Below are 19,897 nucleotides of genomic sequence, written 5' to 3' on the forward strand. Positions count from 1 at the left end.
GACGAAGGAGTCACCCCCATGCACCAGTCGCCCCGCACCTGGGCCCCAGCCGAGAGTCGAGCGCGCATCGAGGACATCGCCGAGGACTGCCTCGGCGAGGGCGGAACCACACCGATGGCCGCGGTCGTGGAGACGATCGAGGACCTCATGACCTCCTCCGAACGCCTCCACGATGAGGAGGCATTCAATCTCAACCCCGCCTCGAACGTGCTCAATCCGCGGGCGGCGGCGCTGCTCGCCGGCGGGACGGCGTCGCGGACCTCGCTCGGGTACGCCGGGGCGAAGTACGAGATGGGGCTCGAGCACATCGAGCAAGTCGAGGTCATCACCGCCGAACTCGCCGGCCGCCTCTTCCACGCTGACTTCGCCGAGGTGCGCGTGCCCAGCGGGGCGATGGCGAACCTCTACGCGTTCATGGCAACGTCCTCACCAGGGGATACGATCATCGCTTCGCCTCCGACGATCGGCGGCCACGTCACCCACCACGCCGCGGGCGCCGCAGGACTCTACGGGCTGAGAACCGTCGGCGCGCCCGTCGACGTCGCCCACTACACCTACGACATCGATGCCCTCGCGACGCTCGCGCGCGAAGTGCGGCCCTCACTCATCACGATCGGCGGCTCCCTCAACCTCTTCGAGCACCCGGTCGCGCAGGTCCGCGAGATCGCCGACGAGGTCGGTGCCAGGGTCCTCTTCGACGCCGCCCACCTGTGCGGGATGATCGCGGGCGGACAGTGGGCGAATCCGCTCGACGAGGGCGCCCACCTCATGTCGATGAGCACGTACAAGAGCCTCGGCGGCCCGACCCATGGGCTCCTGCTCAGCAACGACGCGGAGCTGTCCGAGCGCATCGACCAGATCGCCTTCCCCGGGATGACCGCGAACTTCGACGCCGCAGCCGTCGCGGCCCTCGGCGTCACCCTGGCCGACTGGATCGCGGTCGGCGCCGACTACGCGAGCCAGATGCGCGCATGCGCTGCAGCCCTGGCCGACTCCCTCGCCGACGCCGGCGCCGTGCCGTTCCAGTGCGAACGCGGGTTCACCGACTCCCACCAGTTCGCGCTGCTCGCCGCCCCGCTCGGCGGCGGCACCCGGGCAGCCCGGGTCCTCGAGCGGGCAGGCATCCTCACCTCGGGCATCGGCCTGCCCGTCCCCGAAGTCCCGGATGATCAGAACGGCATCCGCATCGGCACCCCGGAGATCGTCCGGCGCGGCATGACCGTGCCCGACATGCCCCGGCTGGCCGGGTACATCGCCCGCGCCCTCGACACAGCGCGAATCCCCGCAGCTGATTCAGACTCTCCCGCCGAGGTGGTCCTGCGGGAGATCGCCGACGACGTCGCCGCGTGGCGGAAGGACTTCACCGGAGTGCGCTTCACGGCGTAACGATCGCCTGGAGCCGGGAACTCCGGAAGGCGTTCCCGGTCGACGGGCCTCCATCACATCGGCCATCGGCACGACCGTTCTCATCCTTTCGGGCGATCCCGCCGAGGTGGCCGCCCGGGTATCGTCGAACCGTGCCCATCCGCAACCGCCGCCACCGCCTCATCCGCGCCGTCATATGGACCGCGGTGTGCTTCGGCATCGGGGCGCTGATCTTCTTCACCGTCGCAGCCGTGATGGTCGGCGATCCGAATCCCTCCCAGAGCAAGGAAGCCGTCCAGTTCGCAGAGTTGTCCGTTCATGTCGTCTTCGGACTTCTCGCTCTCGTCTGCCTGCCGTTCGTCCTCTTCCTCGACGGCCGCACGGTCCCGCGGTCGACTCTCTCCCCCAAGGTGCTCGCCGCTGAGAAGCTGCGAACGTTCTTGGCCGACAGCGGTCGCGGCGGCGAGTCGTTCCTCGATCGCGACGGTTCCGTCGAAGCCCTGCAGAGGCGCACCGGCGGCTGGATCCCGATCACGCTCGGCCTGGTCGGCATCTTCGTCGGCATGATCAGCAGCTTCGGCGTCGCCGCAGCATCGGTGCTCGTCATCTCGCTGTCCGCGCGGCGAAGCTGGGTGCTCTCCGGGGCCGCTCTCGCCACAGCGACCCTCGCACTGGCCGCCAGCTATGTGCTCACCCCGGTGAGTCTCGGCGGCTTCGACCTGCCCATCTTCATCGTCAACAGCGTCTTCATCTCGATCCTCATCGTCATCGGCGTCATCCGCGGAGCCCGCGAGCAGGGGCTCATCGACACTGCAGCACAGACGCTGCTGCGCGATCGATCCCGACAGGACCGCGCCATCGCCGAGGTGCGCCGCAGCATCGCCCGCGACATGCACGATTCCCTCTCCCACCATCTCAGCGTCATCGCGATGTACGCAGGCGCCCTGTCCGTGCGGCAGGACCTCGACCCGGATGCGGTGCGCGAGAGCGCGAAGCTCATCGCCGCCAGCGCGCGCCGGTCGGGAGTCGAACTGCGGGAGGTGCTCACGATGCTGCGCGGCGACGACCAGGGCACCGTCATCGACCCCGATCTCCAGCGGCTTGTCAGCGGTCGCACCGACACCGTCGACCTCGTCTACCAGGCGCCGCTGTCGGCCCAGGCGCTCGAGCGTCTCGGTGGACTCGAACGCACGACGGTCTATCGCTTCGTCCAGGAGGCGATCACGAACGCCGTCAAACACGCTCCGGGTCAACGGGTCACGATCACCGTTGCCGCAGATGGAAGCCCTGAGGCTCTCGTTCTCACCGCCCGCAACCCGCTCGGGTCCGCCTCGGCGGGGGCCGGAAAACTGCCGCCGCAGCTCTCGCCAGTGGCCGGTGCCGGGCTCGGCCTCCTCGGTCTGCGCGAGCGAATGGAGGCCATGGGAGGGCAGCTCACCGTCGAACGCGGCAGCGAATTCGTCCTCCGCGCCCGCATCCCGGCCGCCGGCCTGCCGACCGACCCGGCCGAGTCCCCGACCGACCCCGCTGGGTCCCCGACCGACGATGCCCGAGAGCCAACCGACGCCGCAGACGTGCAGGCGAAGACCAGCGAGGATGTCACGCTCCCCGACCGCCCAGCCGCCGATCCCACCGAGGAGCGCACGTGACGATCCGGATCATCATCGCCGACGACGAGTCGCTCATGCGCTCAGGACTGCGCCTCCTCCTCGGCGCGGCCCCCGACATCGACATCGTCGCCGAGGCGGCCAACGGCGAAGAGGCCATCGCTCTGACCAGGGAGTTCACTCCCGATCTCATCCTCATGGACCTGCGCATGCCCGTCATGGACGGCCTCGAGGCCACGCGCACCCTCATGGCGCAGGCAACGCACCCGGAGGTCCTCGTGCTCACCGCGTTCGGCACCGACGACTTCGTGCTCCGGGCGCTCAGCGCGGGGGCCGCTGGCTACCTCCTCAAGGACACTCCGCCCGATGAGCTCATCCACGCCGTCCGCGCGGCCGCCGGGGGCACGAGGACGCTCTCACCGGGGGTCATCGATTCGCTCCTCGACCGTTCCGGCACCGCCGGCTCGCCGGGCGGCCTGACCTGGGGAGACGATGGACTTAAGAACCGTGATCCGCTCGCGGTCCTCACCGCCCGGGAACGCCAGATCGCCGAGGCGGTCGCCCAGGGGATGACGAATGCTCAGGTCGCGCGGTCGCTGTTCGTCTCGACGGCGACGGTGAAGACTCATCTGGCCCGCATCTTCGACAAACTCGAGGTGAGCACCCGCGTGCAGCTGGCGCTCCTCGTCAACGACTCACAGTGACCGACCCCAAGCGCGAACAGGCCGCCCCGCGACGATGCGCGGGACGGCCTGTTCGGTGCTGTCGGCCGGCTCAGCTCACTTCGGGGCCATGCGGATCGCGCCGTCGAGGCGGATCGTCTCCCCGTTGAGCATGGGGTTGGCCACGATCGACTCGACGAGCTGCGCGTACTCGGCAGGCTTGCCCAGCCGGGCCGGATGGGGCACGGACTTACCGAGGGATTCCTGCGCCTCGGCGGGCAGGCCGGCCATCATCGGGGTCTCGAAGATGCCGGGGGCGATCGTGACGACGCGGATGAGGGAGGCGGCGAGCTCGCGGGCCATCGGCAGGGTCACTGCGGCCACCGCGCCCTTCGACGCCGAGTAGGCGATCTGGCCGATCTGACCGTCGAAGGCCGCGACCGAGGCGGTGTTGACGATGACGCCGCGCTCCTCGCCCACGGGCTCTTCCTGCTGCATCGCGGCGGCGGCGAGGCGGCAGACGTTGATCGTGCCGACGACGTTGATCGCCATGACCTTGGTGAACGCCTCGAGGGGCAGCGGGCCCTTCTTCGACACGAGCTTGCCCGGCGTCGCGACGCCCGCACAGTTGACGACGACGCGCAGGGCGCCGAGGCCCGTGGCAGTGTCGACGGCGGCCTGGACCTGGGCTTCGTCGGTGACGTCGGCTGCGACGAAGTGCGCCCGGTCGCCGAGTTCGGAGGCCACCTGCTCCCCCACCTCGGCGTTGAGGTCGACCATGACGACCTGGGCACCGGCTGACAGCAGGCGTTCGGTGGTGGCGCGGCCGAGCCCGGAGGCTCCGCCGGTGACGAGGGCGACGGTGTCGGTGAGTTCCATGGGTGTCCTTCGCTTCGAGGGTCTCGGTCAGGGGCGCCGAGGTGGGCGCAGCGCTGAGCGATCGTTCACTGGCATGACTCTATCGCAGGGGTGTCGCCCAGATCACAGCGGGTGAGCGAGCGGCGCGGACACGACGCAGCCCGCCTGCCGAGGAGGCAGACGGGCTGGGATCGATCGGCGCGCGACGGGCGCGGAGTGTCAGATCAGACGGTGACGGCCTCGGAGCCTTCGCGCACGCCCTTGAGGGCTCCGCCCCAGGCGACGAGGTCGTCGACCATCGAGGCGAACGGGGCGGCGGACACCTCGGTGGGGGTGAAGGCACCGTCGGTGACGTCGGTGAAGATGCTGAAGGAGGCCTGGTCGCGGACGACGGCGACCTTGTAGTTGGCGAGGATGTGGCGCAGGTGCTCGGCGGCGCGCACACCCTTGTCGGCACCGTAGTTGACGATGCCGGCGACCTTGTGGTTGAACTCGGTGGCGACGAAGTCGAGGGCGTTCTTCAGTGACCCGGAGATCGAGTGGTTGTACTCGGGGGTGACGAAGATGAACGCGTCGAACTCGTCGAGCTTCGCGCCCCACGCCTTGGTGTGGGCGTTCTGGTACATCTTCGCGCCGGCGGGAACGACCTCGTCGAGGAGGGGCAGGTCGAACTCGCCGAAGTCGACCACCTCGGCGCGGATGTCGTCACGCCCGGCCAGCTGCGCCTCCACCCACGAGACGATCTGGGGGTTGAGGGCCTGGGGGCGGGAGGTGCCGGGGATGATCGCGATGTTGAGCATATGCGTCCTTCGTTCGGTGTCGGTGCGCCGACGATCCTCATCGTCGGCCGTGCGGGTGCCCGCGGTGCTTCGCCGCATGGCACATTCGTGCCAACCTGATTGAATCTTTGATCATTCCGCCTCGGTGGGGTGACGCTCACCACACCGTCGATCTGCGGTATCGTCGAGGGGCAAGTGAAAGAATGTTCGATCCCCGACGATTGTGGAGTGAGGTCACCGTGAGAGCGACGAACGGGCGCAACAACATCCTCCGCTCAGCTCGGGACACGTTCGCGACGAAGGGCTTCGACGGCGCCTCGATCCGCGACATCGCGCAGGCGGCCGGGCTGAGCCTCTCGGCCCTCTACTACTACTTCCCGTCGAAGCAGGAAGCGCTCTACGAGCTCGTCCACACCGCGTACACGTGGTACATCGACCACTCGCGCGCCGTCGTCGCCGAGGTGGGCGACGATCCCGTCGACCAGCTCGCCGTGTCCGTCCGCTACCTCTCCCGGTATCGGATGGCCAACGTCTCCGTGTCCACGGTGCTGCTGCGCGACACCGAACGCCTCGACGGCGAGAATGCGGCCCGGATCAAGACGCTGCAGCGCGAGGCCCGCGCCGTCCTCGGGGACATCATCGAGGCCGGCATCGCCTCGGGTGTGTTCCGGGTCGGCCACGCACAGCTGGCGACGCGGGCGATCCTCTCGATCTGCAATTCGCTGTCGATCTGGTTCCGTCCCGGCGGCGAACTCGAATCCGACCAGATCGAGCGCGAGTTCACCCTCTACGCGATGCGCATCGTCGGCATCGACGCCGATGCTGCCGAACTCGACCGCCTGCTCGCCCTGCCCGTCAACGAGGCGGGCATGCTCGACTTCATCGCCGAGGGCAAGTAGCCCCGTCACATTCCTCTCAGCCACCTTCCGGGCGCTGAGCAACCCTGCGCAGGGTTGCTCAGCGCCCGGAAGGTTGCCGGCTCATCAGGCAGGTGCCCGGAAGGTTGCCGGCTCATCAGGCAGGTGCCCGGGAGGTTGCCGAGCGCCCGAAGGGTTGCCCGCGTCTCGGCACGACGCGCGCAGCTGCCGGGCAAGTAGCCGCTCACTTCACCCGACGTCGCAAACTCGACCCGGCGCCGCATCCCATTTGCGACGTCGGGTCGAGTTTGCGGGAGGTCACCCTGCGGCGGCGCGCAGCTCCCGGGCGAGTTCGCGCCGCTTCGCCTGCTCGACCGGGTCGGGCACGGGCAGGGAGGCGATGAGCCGCTTCGTGTAGGCGTTGCTCGGCGCCCCGAGCACCTGCTCACCCGTGCCCTCTTCAAGCAGCCTGCCGTGGAAGAGCACGCCGATGCGATCGGAGAGCATGTCGACGACGGCGAGGTCGTGGCTGATGAACAGCGCCGCGAAGTCGAAGCGGTTCTGCAGCTCGACGAAGAGCTCGAGCACCTTCGCCTGCACCGAGACGTCGAGCGCCGAGGTCGGCTCGTCGGCGATGAGCAGCTCCGGATCGAGCGCGAGCCCACGCGCCAGTGACGCCCTCTGCCGCTGCCCGCCCGAGAGCTCGTGCGGGTACCGCCCGGCGTATTCGGCCGGCAGCTGCACCGAGTCGAGCAGTTCGAGCACCCGCGTCTGCCGGTCGCGCGCACTCATCTCCAGCCGATGGATCGCGAAGGGCTCGGCGATGCACTCGCCGATCGTCAGGTGCGGGTTGAACGACGCCGCCGGATCCTGGAAGACGAACCCGATGCGCTTGCGGATCGACCGGAACGACCGCTCCTTGAATCCGACCATCTCGTGCCCGAGCACAGACAGGCTGCCGCCGCTGGCCCTGGTCAGGCCCGCAATGGCACGGCCGATCGTCGTCTTGCCCGAGCCCGATTCGCCGACCAGCCCGTAGACCTCGCCCGCCTTGATCTCGAAGCTCACCGACTTCACCGCGTGGAAGTCCGGCCGTCCGAGCCCGCCCGGGTAGACGATGTCGAGTCCGTTCGCGACGACGACGGCTTCCCTCGCCGAGGCGGTCGCCCGGTCCGCAGCCCGCGCCGCGTCGTTCGTGTCCCTCGCCGAGGCGGTCGCCCGGTTCGCGTCCTCGACGGATGCAGCCTCGCCGGCCTCCCCCGCCGCGGGCGATGCGGCAGACGACGCCGCAGACGATGCCGCGGCGGCTTTCCGGCTGCCGGCGACGGTCGAGCCGAGTTTGGGCACGGCCGCGAGCAGGTCCTTCGTGTACTGCTCTTTGGGATCGCTGAAGAGGGTGCCCACGGGCGAGACCTCGATGAGGTCCCCGCGGTACATCACGGCCACCCGGTCGGCGAGGTCGGCGACGACGCCCATGTTGTGGGTGATGAGGACGATCGCCGTGCCGGTCCGGTCACGCAGGTCACGGAGCAGGTCGAGGATCTCGGCCTGCACGGTGACGTCGAGCGCGGTCGTCGGCTCGTCGGCGACGATGAGCTTTGCCCCGAGCGCGAGTGCCATGGCGATGACGATGCGCTGCTTCTGCCCACCGGAGAACTGGTGCGGATAGTAGTCGAACCGGTTCTTCGCATCGGGAATGCCGACCTGCTCCATCGCCGCGACGACCTTGTCCTTGAGCTCGGACCTGCTCGCCTTCGGATGGTGGGCGCGCAGTCCCTCGGCGATCTGCCAGCCGACGGTGAAGACGGGGTTGAGCGCGGTCGAGGGTTCCTGGAAGACCATCGCCACGTCCGAGCCGCGCATGTGCCGCAGCTGCTCGGCGGAGACGGTGAGGACGTTCTTGCCCGAGAGCATGACGGCCCCGCCGCGCTGCGCGGTCTCCGGGAGGAGCCCGAGGATGCTGCGCGCGGTCACGGTCTTGCCCGAACCGGATTCGCCGACGATCGCGAGCACTTCGCCCGGCCGCACGGACAGGCTGACCTCCTTGACGGCGTGGACCTCACCGGCGTCGGTGGAGAACGTCACGTCGAGGTTGTCGACCTCGAGGATCGGGCCCGACCCCGTGGAATCGCGCCCCACCCGGTCGTCGCCGGCCCCAGCGGGCCCGGCCTGGCCATCGGAGGCCCCGGCGGGCCGGGTCTCCGTGGACCCCACCTCGGCGCTCATATCGTCAGCCTGAGGATTCGTCGATGCGCTCATGCCGCAGCCTTCCTGTCCCTGGCGCCCGCGGCGCCGGCCTTCGTCTTCGCCTTCCTGCGCACGCGCAGACGCGGGTCGTTGAGGTCGTTCATCGACTCCCCGACCAGCGTGATGCCGAGGACGGTGAGGACGATCGCGAGCCCCGGGAACACCGAGGTCCACCACACGCCGCTGGTCACGTCCGGCAGTGCCTTGTTGAGGTCGTAGCCCCATTCCGCCGCCGAGGTGGGTTCGATGCCGAAGCCCAGGAACCCGAGTCCGGCGAGGGTGAGGATCGCCTCGGAGGAGTTGAGGGTGAAGATCAGCGGCAGGGTGCGCGTGGCATTGCGGAAGATGTGCTTGCCGATGATCCGGGTCTTCGAGGCGCCGAGGACGATCGCCGATTCGACGAACGGTTCGGCCTTGAGCCGCAGCGTCTCCGCGCGCACGACGCGGAAGTACTGCGGGATGAAGACGACCGTGATCGAGAACGCCGCCGCCGCGATGCCGCCCCACGCGCTCGAGCGCCCCCCGGAGATCGCGATCGCCATGACGATCGCGAGCAGCAGGGTCGGGAACGCGTAGACGGCGTCGGCGATGACGACGAGGATCCGGTCGAGCCAGCCGCCGAGGTAGCCGGAGATGAGGCCGAGGATGACCCCGGCGAAGAGGGAGGCGACGACGGCGACGACGATGACGGCGATCGCGGTCTGCGCACCCCACACGACGCGGGAGAAGACATCGTAGCCGCCGACCGTGGTGCCCCAGATGTGCTCTGCGCTCGGGGGCTGGGTGGCCCCGAAGTTCCCATCCGAGGTGCCGAGCTGGTTGAAGCCGTAGGGGGCGATGAGCGGAGCGAAGATCGCGCAGATGAGCACGATCCCGCAGAGCACGAGCCCGGTGATGAGCATGCCGCGCTGCAGGCCGACGGACTGGCGCAGGTGGGAGACGATGGGCAGCCGCGAGAACCACGACTTCTTCGCCTTCTCGTCGAGCACCACGGCGGGCACACCTGAACCAGGGGCCGCCTCGGCGAAGTCCTGGGTGGGAGTCTCAGTGTTCTCGGACATCAGTACCTCACTCGGGGGTCGATGAAGGCGGCGATGACGTCGACCAAGAAGTTCGTGAACGCCACGATGACGGCGAGGAAGACGACGATGCCCTGGACGGCGACGAAGTCGCGGGCGGTGAGGTACTCGGCGAGTTTGAAGCCGATGCCCTTCCACTCGAACGTCGTCTCCGTGAGCACCGCCCCGGCGAGCATGAGGGCGATCTGCATGCCCATGACCGTGATGATCGGGATGAGCGCCGGCCGGTAGGCGTGCTTGGTCACGAGGCGGAACTCGGAGATCCCGCGTGAGCGGCCGGAGTCGATGTACTGCTGGCCGAGCGTGCCGATGAGGTTCGTGCGCACGAGGCGGAGGAAGACGCCGGCGGTGAGGATGCCGAGCGCGATCGCCGGGAGCACCGCGTGGGCGAGGACGTCGCCGAGGACCTCGATGTTGCCGATGCGGATCGCGTCGACGATGTAGAGCCGGGTCGGGTTGACGACGCCGGACATGATGTACTCCGTCTCCGTCGTGCCGCGGCCGGCGACCGGGAGGATCGGGAAGTAAACGCCGAAGATGAGTTTGAGGATCATGCCGGCGAAGAACACGGGCGTCGCATAGCCGAGGATCGCGAGGATGCGCAGCGCCGCATCGGGGGCCTTGTCGCGCTTGTAGGCGGCGAGCATGCCCAGCGGGATGCCGATGATGAAAGCGACGATGAGGGCGTAGAAGACGAGTTCGACGGTGGCCGCACCGTAGTTGAGGATCACCTCGGTGACGGGTCGGCCGTCGGAGACCGTGGTGCCGAAGTCGCCGCGGAGAAGATTGCCCATGTACTCGAAGTACTGGACGAGGATGGGCCGGTCGTAGCCTGCGGCGTGGACGCGTTCGGCGAGCTGGGCCTGGGTGAGCCGGCCGCCGAGGGCGGCGGTGATCGGGTCGCCGGTGATCCTCATGAGGAAGAACACCAGGGTGGTGAGAATGAAGATGGTCGGAATGATGAGGAGGAAGCGGATGAGGACGTAGCGTCCCAGACCGCCTCCCGAGGACTTCTTCACCGCGGCGGTCGGTTCGGCCGCCTCGGGTTGGCTGATGGCTGCAGACATGGTTCCTTCAGGTGTCGTCTCTGGGGTTCGCGCCCGCACGGCAGCGTCCGGGACGGCTCACCGGGCTCGGTGGGCGTCCCGACCGCGGGGTGCGCACGCACCACGAGGTGCAGGTGATCGCTCACCTGCACCTCGTGTCGGCGGTCAGCTGGCTGATCGCCTCGGCTGGGCCTCGACCGGTGCACCGGTCGGGGTCACAAGCCTGTGTGCGCTCACTTGCTCAGCAGCGCCAGACGGAACTGGAACGCGGGGTCGAGGGTCTCCGAGACACCCTTGACGTCCTTGCCGGCGACCGCGATCTGATTGCCCTGGAGCAGCGGCAGCGTCGGCAGTTCCTCGGCCAGCTGGTTCTGCAGGGTCTCGATCGCCTTCGCGCGTTCGCCCTTGTCGGCGATCGACGCCTGGTCGGTCAGCTCCTTGTTGATCTTGTCGTCACGGAAGTGGTTGCCGAGGAAGCTCGGCGTCTCATCCGTGTCGTAGAAGAACGGCACCAGGTAGTTGTCGGCGTCCGAGTAGTCGGGGAACCAGCCGAGCTGGTACATCGGGTAGACGTCGGCGGTGCGGTCCTTCGAGTACTGCACCCATTCGGTCGACTGGAGGTTGACCTTGAACAGTCCGGTCTTGTCCAGCTGGTCCTTGATCAGCGCGTACTCCTCACCGGAGGACGGACCGTAGTGATCGGGGTTGTACTGGAGGTTGAGGTCGACCGGGGTCTGCACGCCGGCGTCTTCGAGCGCCTTCTTCGCCTTCTCGACGTCGGCACCGCCCTGACCGTCGCCGTACGCGGACTTCAGCGATTCGTTCGCGCCGGGCAGTCCGTCGGGGACGAAGGAGTACAGCGGGGTGTACGTGTCCTTGTAGACCTGCTTCGCGATCGCCTGGCGGTCGACCGAATCGGCCATCGCCTGACGCACGGCCAGCGCCTTCTTCTCGTCCGGGTCGTCGGTCTTCGCGCCGAAGGGCATCGTATCCATGTTGTAGACGATGTAGCGGATCTCGCCGCCGGGACCCTTGTGGACAGTAAGGTCCTTGTTCTTGCCGAGGTCCTCGATGTCGGTGGCAGACAGCGAACGCCAGGCCACGTCGATCGTGCCCTTCTCGACGTCGAGCTTCATGTTGTTCGCGTCCGAGTAGTACTTCATCTGCACCGTGTCGGTCTTCGCCGGCTCCAGGTAGCCCTGGTAGTCCGGGTACGCCTTGTACGTGAGCAGCTCGTTGAACTTGAAGCCGTCGATCGTGTACGGCCCGGCGAACGCCTTGCCGTCGACGATCTCCTGGTCCGGGGTGAGCTTGTCCGGGGAGAAGACGTCCTCATCGACGATCGGTCCCGCCGCCGAGGCGAGCACGCCCGGCCAGGTCTGGTCGTTCTCCCGCTTGAGGTTGAACACGACCGTCTGATCGTCGGGGGTCTCGACCGATTCGAGCCCGCCGAGGAGGGACGACGGTCCGTTCGGATCCTGGATCTTGATCTGCCGGTCGAAGGAGAACTTCACATCCGAGGAGGTCAGTTCGTTGCCGTTGGCGTACTTGAGGCCGTCCTTGAGTTTGACCTCGTACTTCTTCGGCTCCGTGAAGTCCGCGGACTCCGCGATCGACGGGTTGAGCTCGGCGGTGCCGGGCTTGTAGGCGAGGATGAACGGGTAGACCTGCTGTTCGACGAACGAGGTGCCGTTGTCGTAGGCGCCCGCCGGGTCGAGCTTCGTCACCTTGTCGGTGGTGCCCACCGTGAGCATGCCCCCGTCCTCGCCGCCGCCTCCACCGCCGGTGGTCGAGGTCGAGCATGCCGAGAGAAGCAGAGCGCCGGCCGCAGCGATGGCAGCGGCCTTGATGCCAGTTCGACGTTTCATCGTGTTCCTGTTCTTTCACAAGTGCTCTCCGTGTCGTCTTTGCTCGGAGAGATCCGGATCACATCATACGGATTCCGTCCCAGATAGTGAACCAGACCACAGAAGATGGTTGATTCTGAAACCGTTTCGCAACCTCGACTTCCGCGGATCGGCGGGCCTCACCGGCGAATTTGCGTCCCAGCTCACAATCGGCTTCACTTATGAGGTGGCTCACAGGCAAGCCACAACTTCCTCTTGGAGTGGGTGCCTCACGATCGGTGTCCGAGCAGTCGGACTCGCAGGTCGTCGCGCAGCCGGGAATCCACGAACGAACGAACGATTGGAACAACGTGTCCGCAGTCATCGAATGGCTCAACGGGATCATCTGGTCCTCTTGGCTTGTCTACCTCTGCCTCGGCGCAGGCGTCTACTTCACGATCCGGTCGCGTGCCGTCCAGATCCGCAAGATCAAGTCGATCTTCACCCAGATGTTCCGCGGCAAGAGCTCCGAGGACGGCGTGTCCTCGTTCCAGGCGCTCTCGATGTCCCTGGCCGGACGCGTCGGCGTCGGCAACATCGCCGGCGTGGCCACCGCGATCGGCTTCGGCGGACCCGGCGCCGTCGTGTGGATGTGGATCTCGGCCCTCCTCGGCGCCTCGACCTCCTACGTCGAGTCCACCCTGGGCCAGACGTACAAGGAGAAGGACCCCAAGACCGGTGAGTACCGCGGCGGGCCCGCCTTCTACCTCGAGAAGGCCTACCAGTTCACCCGCTTCGGCAAGTTCTTCAAGGTCTACGGCTTCATCTTCGCCGCCGTCACGGTGCTCGCGATGTCGTTCCTCCTGCCCGGCGTCCAGTCGCGCGCCATCGGCGGTGCGGTGACGAACGCGTGGAACCTGCCCACCTGGGTCACGGCACTGGCCCTCGTCGTCATCATGGCCTTCATCGTCATCGGCGGCGTCAAGCGCATCGCCCACTTCGCCTCGCTCGCCGTGCCGTTCATGGCGATCATCTACATCCTCGCGGCGATCGCGGTGACCTTCATCAACGCCGACCAGATCGTGCCCGTCATCGAGCTGATCTTCAAGTCCGCGTTCGGTATCGACACGAGCTCGGAGGCTGCCTTCGGCGGCATCATCGGCCTCGCCGTCCAGTGGGGCGTCCAGCGCGGCATCTACTCCAACGAGGCCGGTCAGGGCACCGGTCCTCACGCCGCAGCCGCCGCCGAGGTGTCCCACCCGACCAAGCAGGGCCTCGTCCAGGCCGGCTCGGTCTACATCGACACCCTCTTCGTCTGCTCGGCCACGGCCTTCATGATCCTCTCCACCGGCATGTACCGGGTGCTCAGCCCGGAGGGCGAGATCATCGGCTCCGGTCGCGGACAGCTCGCCGAGGCGCTCGAGACGACCCCGGGTGAGGGATGGCCGCAGTCGGGTCTCGACTCGATGATCCCGGGCATCGGCGGCAGCTTCATCGCCGTATCGATCTTCCTCTTCGCGCTGACGACGATCGTCGCCTACTACTACATGGCGGAGACGAACCTCGTCTACCTGCTCGGCAAGCTGAAGAACCCCATGTACCTGACCATCGGCACGCGTGCCCTGCAGGTGCTCATCCTCATCGCCGTCGCCATCGGCGTGATGAACGACAACCCCAGCGACGCGTGGGCGCTCGGCGACATCGGCGTCGGTGCCATGGCGTGGCTGAACATCGTCGGCATCCTCATCCTCCAGCAGCCGGCCTTCAAGCTGCTGCGGGACTTCGAGCGGCAGCAGAAGCTCGGACTCGACCCCGAGTTCGATCCGCAGGCTCTCGGCATCAAGAACGCGACGTTCTGGGAGGAGCGCTGGGCGAAGATGAAGGCCGGCGAGCACGTGCCGCAGGGCTGAGGCTGCACGGCTGAGGCGGCGCGGTTTAGGCTGCGCAGTTGAGGCCGAGCGGCCAGGGCTGCGCGGCTGAGGCCGGGCGGCAGCACGAACGACGAGGTCCGGGACAATGGCGTCCCGGACCTCGTGCCATTCAGCTGCGGTCGCCTAACCTCCAAGGCGCGCCTCCGGGATCACGACCGCCTCGGCGTCGCTGCCCACCGCCCGCTTGCATCACGACCGCCTCGGCGTCGCTTCCCACCGCCCACCTGCATCGCGACCTCCTCGGCGTCACCGCCTACCGCCCACCTGCAGCTCGACCGGCGATGACGGTGATTCTCCTCCTGGAAGTGTCCACGACACTCAGCGTCACCGACCGTGTGTTGTCTGGGCGTATGGATTTTCATTGACGCTGAGACAACATGCCGCGTGAGGTGATGGAGGGCATGGACACGACATCACATATCACCGCAGTTCGCCGGAATCGCGCACCGCGCCGCGACCACTCATCGGTGATCACGCTCGTCCTCGGTGCGAGCCTCGCTCTGGGGCTCGGCCTGTGTTGGAGCATGATCTCGATCCGCTCACTGCAGGCGGCCGACAGCAGTTGGCTCACGGTCACCGATGCCTGGTGGTCGTGGGCGCTCATGCTCGTCGCCGCCGCGCTCATTCCGGCCCCCACGTGGGGCAGGATCGGCAACACCCTGATCGCGGGAGGGTCTGCCGTCACTGTCTACTACGTCATCAAAGCGCAGTGGGCGATCGGGTATCCGGGGAACTCTCGCGGTTTCGCGACCTACTTCCAGGCCGACAGCTTCCTTCTCTATCTCCTCGCCGTGATCGTCGCGGCACCCGTGCTCGGAGGCATCGCCAGCGGCGTGACTGCGGCGCTGCGTCGCGGCCGACATGCGATTTCTGGACCCTGAGTGTCGATCTTCGAGCGAAAGTCGACACTCAGGGTCCGATAGTCGCTCGGCATTGCGTCGATGCCGAGCTGCTGCTGTCGGCCAGTGAGTGTCGACGCCGCAGGAGCAGCCTGACCGCCCCGGCACGTCCTCCCAATGGAAGAATCTTTCCATTTTAGTCTCAGATGATGGCTGAAATGTGCTTTTTCTCCGCATCTGCGGATACCTTGGGCCTATGAAGAAAAGCATCGTCGCTCTGTGCACCGTCGCACTGCTCACCCTCAGCGCCTGCTCGACAGGCTCAGCGTCGTCCGGCGATTCCGCCGAGAAGACCACCCTCACCGTGTTCGCCGCCGCCTCGCTCACCGAGGTGTTCGATGAGATCGCGACCGAGTTCAAGAAGACCGAACCGAACACCGACGTGACGTTCTCCTTCGCCGGATCCTCGGACCTCGTCTCGCAGATCACCGAGGGCGCCCCCGCCGACGTCATCGCCACCGCCGATGAGAAGACGATGGACGGGCTTGCCGGCGACGGCCTTCTTGCAGGCGACCCGGAGATCTTCGCCTCGAACACCCTCACCCTCGCCGTGGCCCCGGGCAACCCGAAGAACATCAGGACCTCGAAGGACTTCGCGGGCAACGACCTCGTCGTCTGCGCACCGCAGGTGCCGTGCGGCGCCGCCACAGAGAAGTGGGCGAAGCAGAACGACGTCACCCTCGACCCTGCGAGCGAGGAGAACTCGGTCACCGACGTCCTCGGGAAGGTGAGCGCGGGCCAGGCCGACGCGGGGATCGTCTACGTCACCGATGTAGCCCGCGCGGACGGCTCGGTCGAACAGGTCGACCTCGACGGGGCCGACAAGGTCGTCAACCAGTACCCGGCCGCGACCGTCAAGGCAAGCGAGAACCAGGAGCAGGCTGACGCCTTCGTCACGTTCCTCCGGTCCGATGCGGCGGTCAAGCTGCTCAAGGACGCCGGCTTCTCCACCCCGTGAGCCAGGGCGCCGACAGCCACGTTCCGGCACGCGCTTTCAGGACGCGCAGTGTCGATTCCGAGCTCAGTGATCGACACTGAGCGTCCTCTGCTCGGCAGCCCACGACGTCCCACGGGCGCATCGCCGCGACCACTCGCGTTAGACCGTCCGAACGCCGGCGGGCCCCGCACTGCTGACCTGCAGTGCGGGGCCCGTCGAGGCTCAGTGCCCGGAGATCACTTCACGCTCGTGCCTGCCGAGCCGAGGTTCTCGCAGGCCTCGACGACGCGCGCGGCCATGCCCGCCTCGGCGGCCTTGCCGTACGCACGCGGATCGTATTCCTTCTTGTTGCCCACCTCGCCGTCGACCTTGAGCACGCCGTCGTAGTGGCGGAACATGTGGTCGGCGACGGGACGCGTGAAGGCGTACTGGGTGTCGGTGTCGACGTTCATCTTCACGACTCCGTGGCGGACCGCCTCGGCGATCTCCTCGGCACTCGATCCGGAACCGCCGTGGAAGACGAGGTCGAACGGCTTGTCCTTGCCGACCTCCTTGCCGACGGCGGCCTGGATCTCGCCGAGGAGCTCGGGACGGAGCTTGACGTTGCCCGGCTTGTAGACGCCGTGGACGTTGCCGAAGGTCAGCGCCGTAAGGTAGCGGCCCTTCTCCCCGGTGCCGAGTGCGCGCACCGTGGCGAGCCCGTCCTCGACGGTCGTGTAGAGCTGTTCGTTGATCTCGTTCTCGACGCCGTCCTCCTCGCCGCCGACGACGCCGACCTCGATCTCGAGGATCGCGTTCGCGGCGGCCGCGAGCTCGAGGAGCTCCTCGGCGAGGACGAGGTTCTCGTCGAGCGGCACGGCCGAACCGTCCCACATGTGCGACTGGAAGTAGGGTTCGCCACCGGACTTCACGCGCTCGGTCGAGGCCGCGAGCAGCGGCTTGACCCAGGCCTCGACGGCGTCCTTGGGGGCGTGGTCGGTGTGGAGGGCGATGTTGACGTCGTAGCTCTTGGCCACCTCGGTGGCGAAGGCGGAGAACGCGATCGCCCCGCGCACCCGGTCCTTGATCGTCGGGCCGGAGATGTACTCGGCGCCACCCGTCGAGAGCTGGACGATGCCGTCCGACCCCGCCTCGGCGAATCCGCGGATCGCGGCGTTGATCGTCTGCGAGGACGTGCAGTTGATCGCCGGGTACGCGAAGCCCTGGGACTTCGCCCGGTCGATCATCTCGGCATACACTTCGGGGCTGGCAATGGGCATATGGGCTCCTTGGTCGATGCGATCGCTGTCAGGTGCCTCCAGCCTACTCGGTCACTCCCGCCCCGGTCACGGGATGGGGCCGCTTCCGACCCGTCCTCGCCGAGGCGGCACCCCCGATCCCCGCATCCCCGCCCTCGCCGAGGCGGTCGCAGCCTGCCGGTCGGCCTACCGTCCCGGCCCTCCCGAGGAGGATTCGGTTCGACATCGGCGCCGGTTTCGGATCGGATCCTCCTCGGGAGCCGAGGAGCCGAGGGGCGAGGGACCCGAGCGACCGAGGGACCCGAGCGACCGAGGGACCCGAGCGACCACAGACGCCGGCGGCCGCGTGGACGAATCCACGCGGCCGTCGGCGCTGGGAGCGGGCTGTGCTCACCGCCCGCGGGCAGGGACCCTACCTGTCCTTGCGGTCCTCGGAGTCCCGGCGGGAGTCGGAGTCCTTGCGCGGGTTGAGCTTCCAGGCGGCGTCGCGGAGGCCCTTGCCCTCCTTGCCGTCCCGGCGCCCTGAGCCGTCCCGGTGCGAGCCGTCTCGGCCCGGCCCGCCGTCGTGACGGTCCCGACCCGGTCCGCTGTCACGACCGTCGCGACCACCACGGGCTGCCTTGTCGCGCTGGCGCTCGATGAGGCCGCGGCTGCGCGTGATCTGGTAGTCGATGCGCTCGTCGACGATGTCGCCGAGGTACTGGTCGAAGTCGTCGGCGAGGTGCTCGCCCACCGCACGGTAGGCGGCGGCGCGCTCGATCGCAGCCGTGCGCTTCGCCTCCTTGCCGAACGCCTTGAGCGTCGAGACGCACACGAGGATGAGCACGATGCTGAACGGCAGCGCCGTGATGAGCGAGCCCGCCTGCAGCGCCGTGAGACCGCCCGCGGTGAGCAGGGCGATCGCCAGCGCACCTTCGAGCAGAGCCCAGAGCACACGCGACCAGATCGGCGGATTCGGGTGACCGCCCGAGGCGAGCATGTCGACGACGAGCGAACCCGAGTCCGAGGACGTGATGAAGAAGATCGCCACGAGGATGATCGCGATGACCGAGAGCACCGAGCCCAGCGGCAGTCCGCCGAGGACGTCGAAGAGCACACGCTCGGCGACGACGCCCTCCTCGGGATCGACGAGGTCGCCCGCGCCGAAGAGCTGCCGGTAGATGCCGGCTCCGCCCATGACGGAGAACCAGAAGAACCCGACGAGCGAGGGCACGAGGAGGACACCGGCGATGAACTCCCGGACCGTGCGGCCGCGCGAGATGCGGGCGATGAAGACGCCGACGAACGGTGCCCACGAGATCCACCAGCCCCAGTAGAACAGGGTCCACGAGGCGTTCCACGCGGCACCCTCCTCACCGGTGTAGGCGCCGATGTCGAAGGTCATGCCGAGCACATTGGCGAGGTAGACGCCGAGGGACTCGACGAAGTTCTGGAAGAGGAAGAGCGTGGGACCGAGCACGAGCACGGTGACGAGCAGGAGGCCCGCCAGCGAGAGGTTGATGTTCGAGAGCCACTTGATGCCGGCACCCACACCCGAGACCACGGAGAACGTGGCGAGCAGGGTGATGATGACGATGAGGATGACGAGGAAGAGGTTGTCGTACTCCCCGACGAGGCCGATGTGGGCGAGTCCCGCGGAGATCTGCTGCACGCCGAGGCCGAGCGAGGTGGCGATGCCGAAGACCGTGCCGAAGATCGCGATGATGTCGATGAGGTCGCCGGCCCAGCCCTTGACGTAGCGGCCGAGCAGCGGTTCGAGAGCCCAGCGGATCGAAAGCGGTCGACCGCGCCGGTGGATCGCGTAGGCGAGCGCCATGCCGAGCACCGCGTAGAGCGCCCACGGGTGCAGTCCCCAGTGGACGAAGGTCTGGGCCATGCCCAGTTGCGCGTTCTCGACCTCGCCGCCGGGCCAGCCGGGCTTGGCGCCGGTGGTGGCGAAGGTGAGCGGTTCGGCGACGCCGTAGAAGACGAGGCCGATGCCCATGCCCGCGGCGAAGAGCATCGCGAACCACGAGAGGATGCCGAACTCCGGTTCGTCGTCGTCCTTGCCGAGCTTGATCCTGCCGTACTTGGACACGCCGACGACGATCGCGAAGGCGACGAAGGCTCCGACGACGAGCATGTAGTACCAGCCGAGGTCGGCGACGATCCACGACTGGATGCCGAGGATGGTCTCACCGGCACCGGTCGGGAAGACGATCGAGAGCACGGCGACGGCGACGATGACGATGAGCGCCGGCCAGAAGACGCGCGGCGCGATCATGCCGCGGCCGATCTTCACGCCCTGCCGGCGCAGCTTCTCCGTGATCGCCTCGTCCGAGTCGTCCTCGCCGATGTGGAGCTTGTCGGGCAGGTGGAGTCTGACGGGATCGGGTGCCCCGAAGAGATAGTGGTTCTGCTCCTCGTCACCCGGCGGAGTGCCCGCCGAATCTGTCTTGTCCGCCTGGGAATCAGTCATGTGGTCCTTCGTATCGGGTGCGTCCAAACGACTTTCCACCTTGCCGTAATCCTGGGCAAACATCAACCGAATTCCCATGTGGCGACCATGAACCGACCGTTCGGTTCA

At 67.6% G+C, this 19,897-nt stretch carries 15 protein-coding genes; 7 read left to right on the forward strand and 8 right to left on the reverse strand.

What is annotated here, in order from left to right; translation table 11 throughout:
• Window positions 1-18: 18 nt before the first annotated feature.
• The 3 genes from AACX88_RS00920 to AACX88_RS00930 all read left to right on the forward strand — a co-directional run bounded on the left by AACX88_RS00920 (window position 19) and on the right by AACX88_RS00930 (window position 3,676).
• Entirely contained in the window at window positions 19-1,386 is a 1,368-nt protein-coding gene (locus AACX88_RS00920; protein ID WP_339391228.1) for a serine hydroxymethyltransferase, read from the forward strand.
• A gap of 131 nt (window positions 1,387-1,517) precedes the next feature.
• Window positions 1,518-3,014 carry a sensor histidine kinase gene (locus AACX88_RS00925; RefSeq protein ID WP_339391229.1) on the forward strand — a complete coding sequence of 499 codons (1,497 nt, stop codon included), beginning with the start codon at window positions 1,518-1,520 and terminating at the stop codon, window positions 3,012-3,014.
• Window positions 3,011-3,676, forward strand: coding sequence for a response regulator (locus AACX88_RS00930; RefSeq protein WP_339391230.1), 666 nt, complete (start codon window positions 3,011-3,013; stop codon window positions 3,674-3,676). The genes AACX88_RS00925 and AACX88_RS00930 overlap by 4 nt, the downstream gene beginning before the upstream one ends.
• A gap of 75 nt (window positions 3,677-3,751) precedes the next feature.
• On the opposite strand, the gene AACX88_RS00935 is transcribed toward AACX88_RS00930, so the two are convergent.
• Window positions 3,752-4,513: a 3-hydroxyacyl-CoA dehydrogenase gene (locus AACX88_RS00935; protein WP_339391231.1), complete on the reverse strand. Its 762-nt coding sequence runs from the start codon at window positions 4,511-4,513 to the stop codon at window positions 3,752-3,754.
• A 203-nt stretch (window positions 4,514-4,716) separates the two neighbouring features.
• Window positions 4,717-5,370 (reverse strand): NADPH-dependent FMN reductase, encoded by a 654-nt coding sequence (locus tag AACX88_RS00940; protein ID WP_339391232.1) that lies wholly within the window; start codon window positions 5,368-5,370, stop codon window positions 4,717-4,719.
• A 140-nt stretch (window positions 5,371-5,510) separates the two neighbouring features.
• On the opposite strand from AACX88_RS00940, the gene AACX88_RS00945 reads away from it, so the two are divergent.
• Window positions 5,511-6,170, forward strand: coding sequence for a TetR/AcrR family transcriptional regulator (locus AACX88_RS00945; RefSeq protein ID WP_339391233.1), 660 nt, complete (start codon window positions 5,511-5,513; stop codon window positions 6,168-6,170).
• A 276-nt stretch (window positions 6,171-6,446) separates the two neighbouring features.
• Here AACX88_RS00945 and AACX88_RS00950 read toward each other — a convergent pair whose 3' ends face one another.
• From AACX88_RS00950 to AACX88_RS00965, 4 genes are all read right to left on the reverse strand, one after another.
• Complete coding sequence (locus AACX88_RS00950) at window positions 6,447-8,387, reverse strand: dipeptide ABC transporter ATP-binding protein (protein WP_339391234.1); 1,941 nt, start codon at window positions 8,385-8,387, stop codon at window positions 6,447-6,449.
• On the reverse strand, window positions 8,384-9,436 hold the full coding sequence (locus AACX88_RS00955; protein ID WP_339391235.1) for an ABC transporter permease: 1,053 nt from the start codon (window positions 9,434-9,436) through the stop codon (window positions 8,384-8,386). Before AACX88_RS00955 ends, AACX88_RS00950 begins: the two co-directional genes overlap by 4 nt.
• Window positions 9,436-10,521 (reverse strand): ABC transporter permease, encoded by a 1,086-nt coding sequence (locus tag AACX88_RS00960; RefSeq protein ID WP_339391236.1) that lies wholly within the window; start codon window positions 10,519-10,521, stop codon window positions 9,436-9,438. Before AACX88_RS00960 ends, AACX88_RS00955 begins: the two co-directional genes overlap by 1 nt.
• Before the next feature lie 212 nt (window positions 10,522-10,733).
• Entirely contained in the window at window positions 10,734-12,368 is a 1,635-nt protein-coding gene (locus AACX88_RS00965) for an ABC transporter substrate-binding protein (protein WP_339391237.1), read from the reverse strand.
• A 329-nt stretch (window positions 12,369-12,697) separates the two neighbouring features.
• Between AACX88_RS00965 and AACX88_RS00970 the strand changes: the two genes are divergently transcribed.
• The 3 genes from AACX88_RS00970 to modA all read left to right on the forward strand — a co-directional run bounded on the left by AACX88_RS00970 (window position 12,698) and on the right by modA (window position 16,114).
• Window positions 12,698-14,236, forward strand: a complete 1,539-nt coding sequence (locus tag AACX88_RS00970; protein ID WP_339391541.1) for an alanine/glycine:cation symporter family protein — start codon at window positions 12,698-12,700, stop codon at window positions 14,234-14,236.
• A 422-nt stretch (window positions 14,237-14,658) separates the two neighbouring features.
• Entirely contained in the window at window positions 14,659-15,138 is a 480-nt protein-coding gene (locus AACX88_RS00975) for a hypothetical protein (RefSeq protein WP_339391238.1), read from the forward strand.
• Between the two features lie 214 nt (window positions 15,139-15,352).
• A complete protein-coding gene (gene modA, locus AACX88_RS00980) occupies window positions 15,353-16,114 on the forward strand; it encodes a molybdate ABC transporter substrate-binding protein (protein ID WP_339391239.1) in 762 nt (253 codons plus the stop codon).
• 215 nt (window positions 16,115-16,329) lie between these two features.
• On the opposite strand, the gene fbaA is transcribed toward modA, so the two are convergent.
• Together fbaA and AACX88_RS00990 are read right to left on the reverse strand one after the other, a co-directional pair.
• A complete protein-coding gene (gene fbaA / locus AACX88_RS00985; RefSeq protein ID WP_339391240.1) occupies window positions 16,330-17,352 on the reverse strand; it encodes a class II fructose-bisphosphate aldolase in 1,023 nt (340 codons plus the stop codon).
• Window positions 17,353-17,743: 391 nt separating this feature from the next.
• Window positions 17,744-19,789, reverse strand: a complete 2,046-nt coding sequence (locus AACX88_RS00990) for a BCCT family transporter (protein ID WP_339391241.1) — start codon at window positions 19,787-19,789, stop codon at window positions 17,744-17,746.
• Window positions 19,790-19,897 lie beyond the last annotated feature (108 nt).

Origin of the sequence: Brevibacterium metallidurans, from assembly GCF_037101285.1 — a bacterium.
GTDB lineage: Bacteria > Actinomycetota > Actinomycetes > Actinomycetales > Brevibacteriaceae > Brevibacterium > Brevibacterium metallidurans.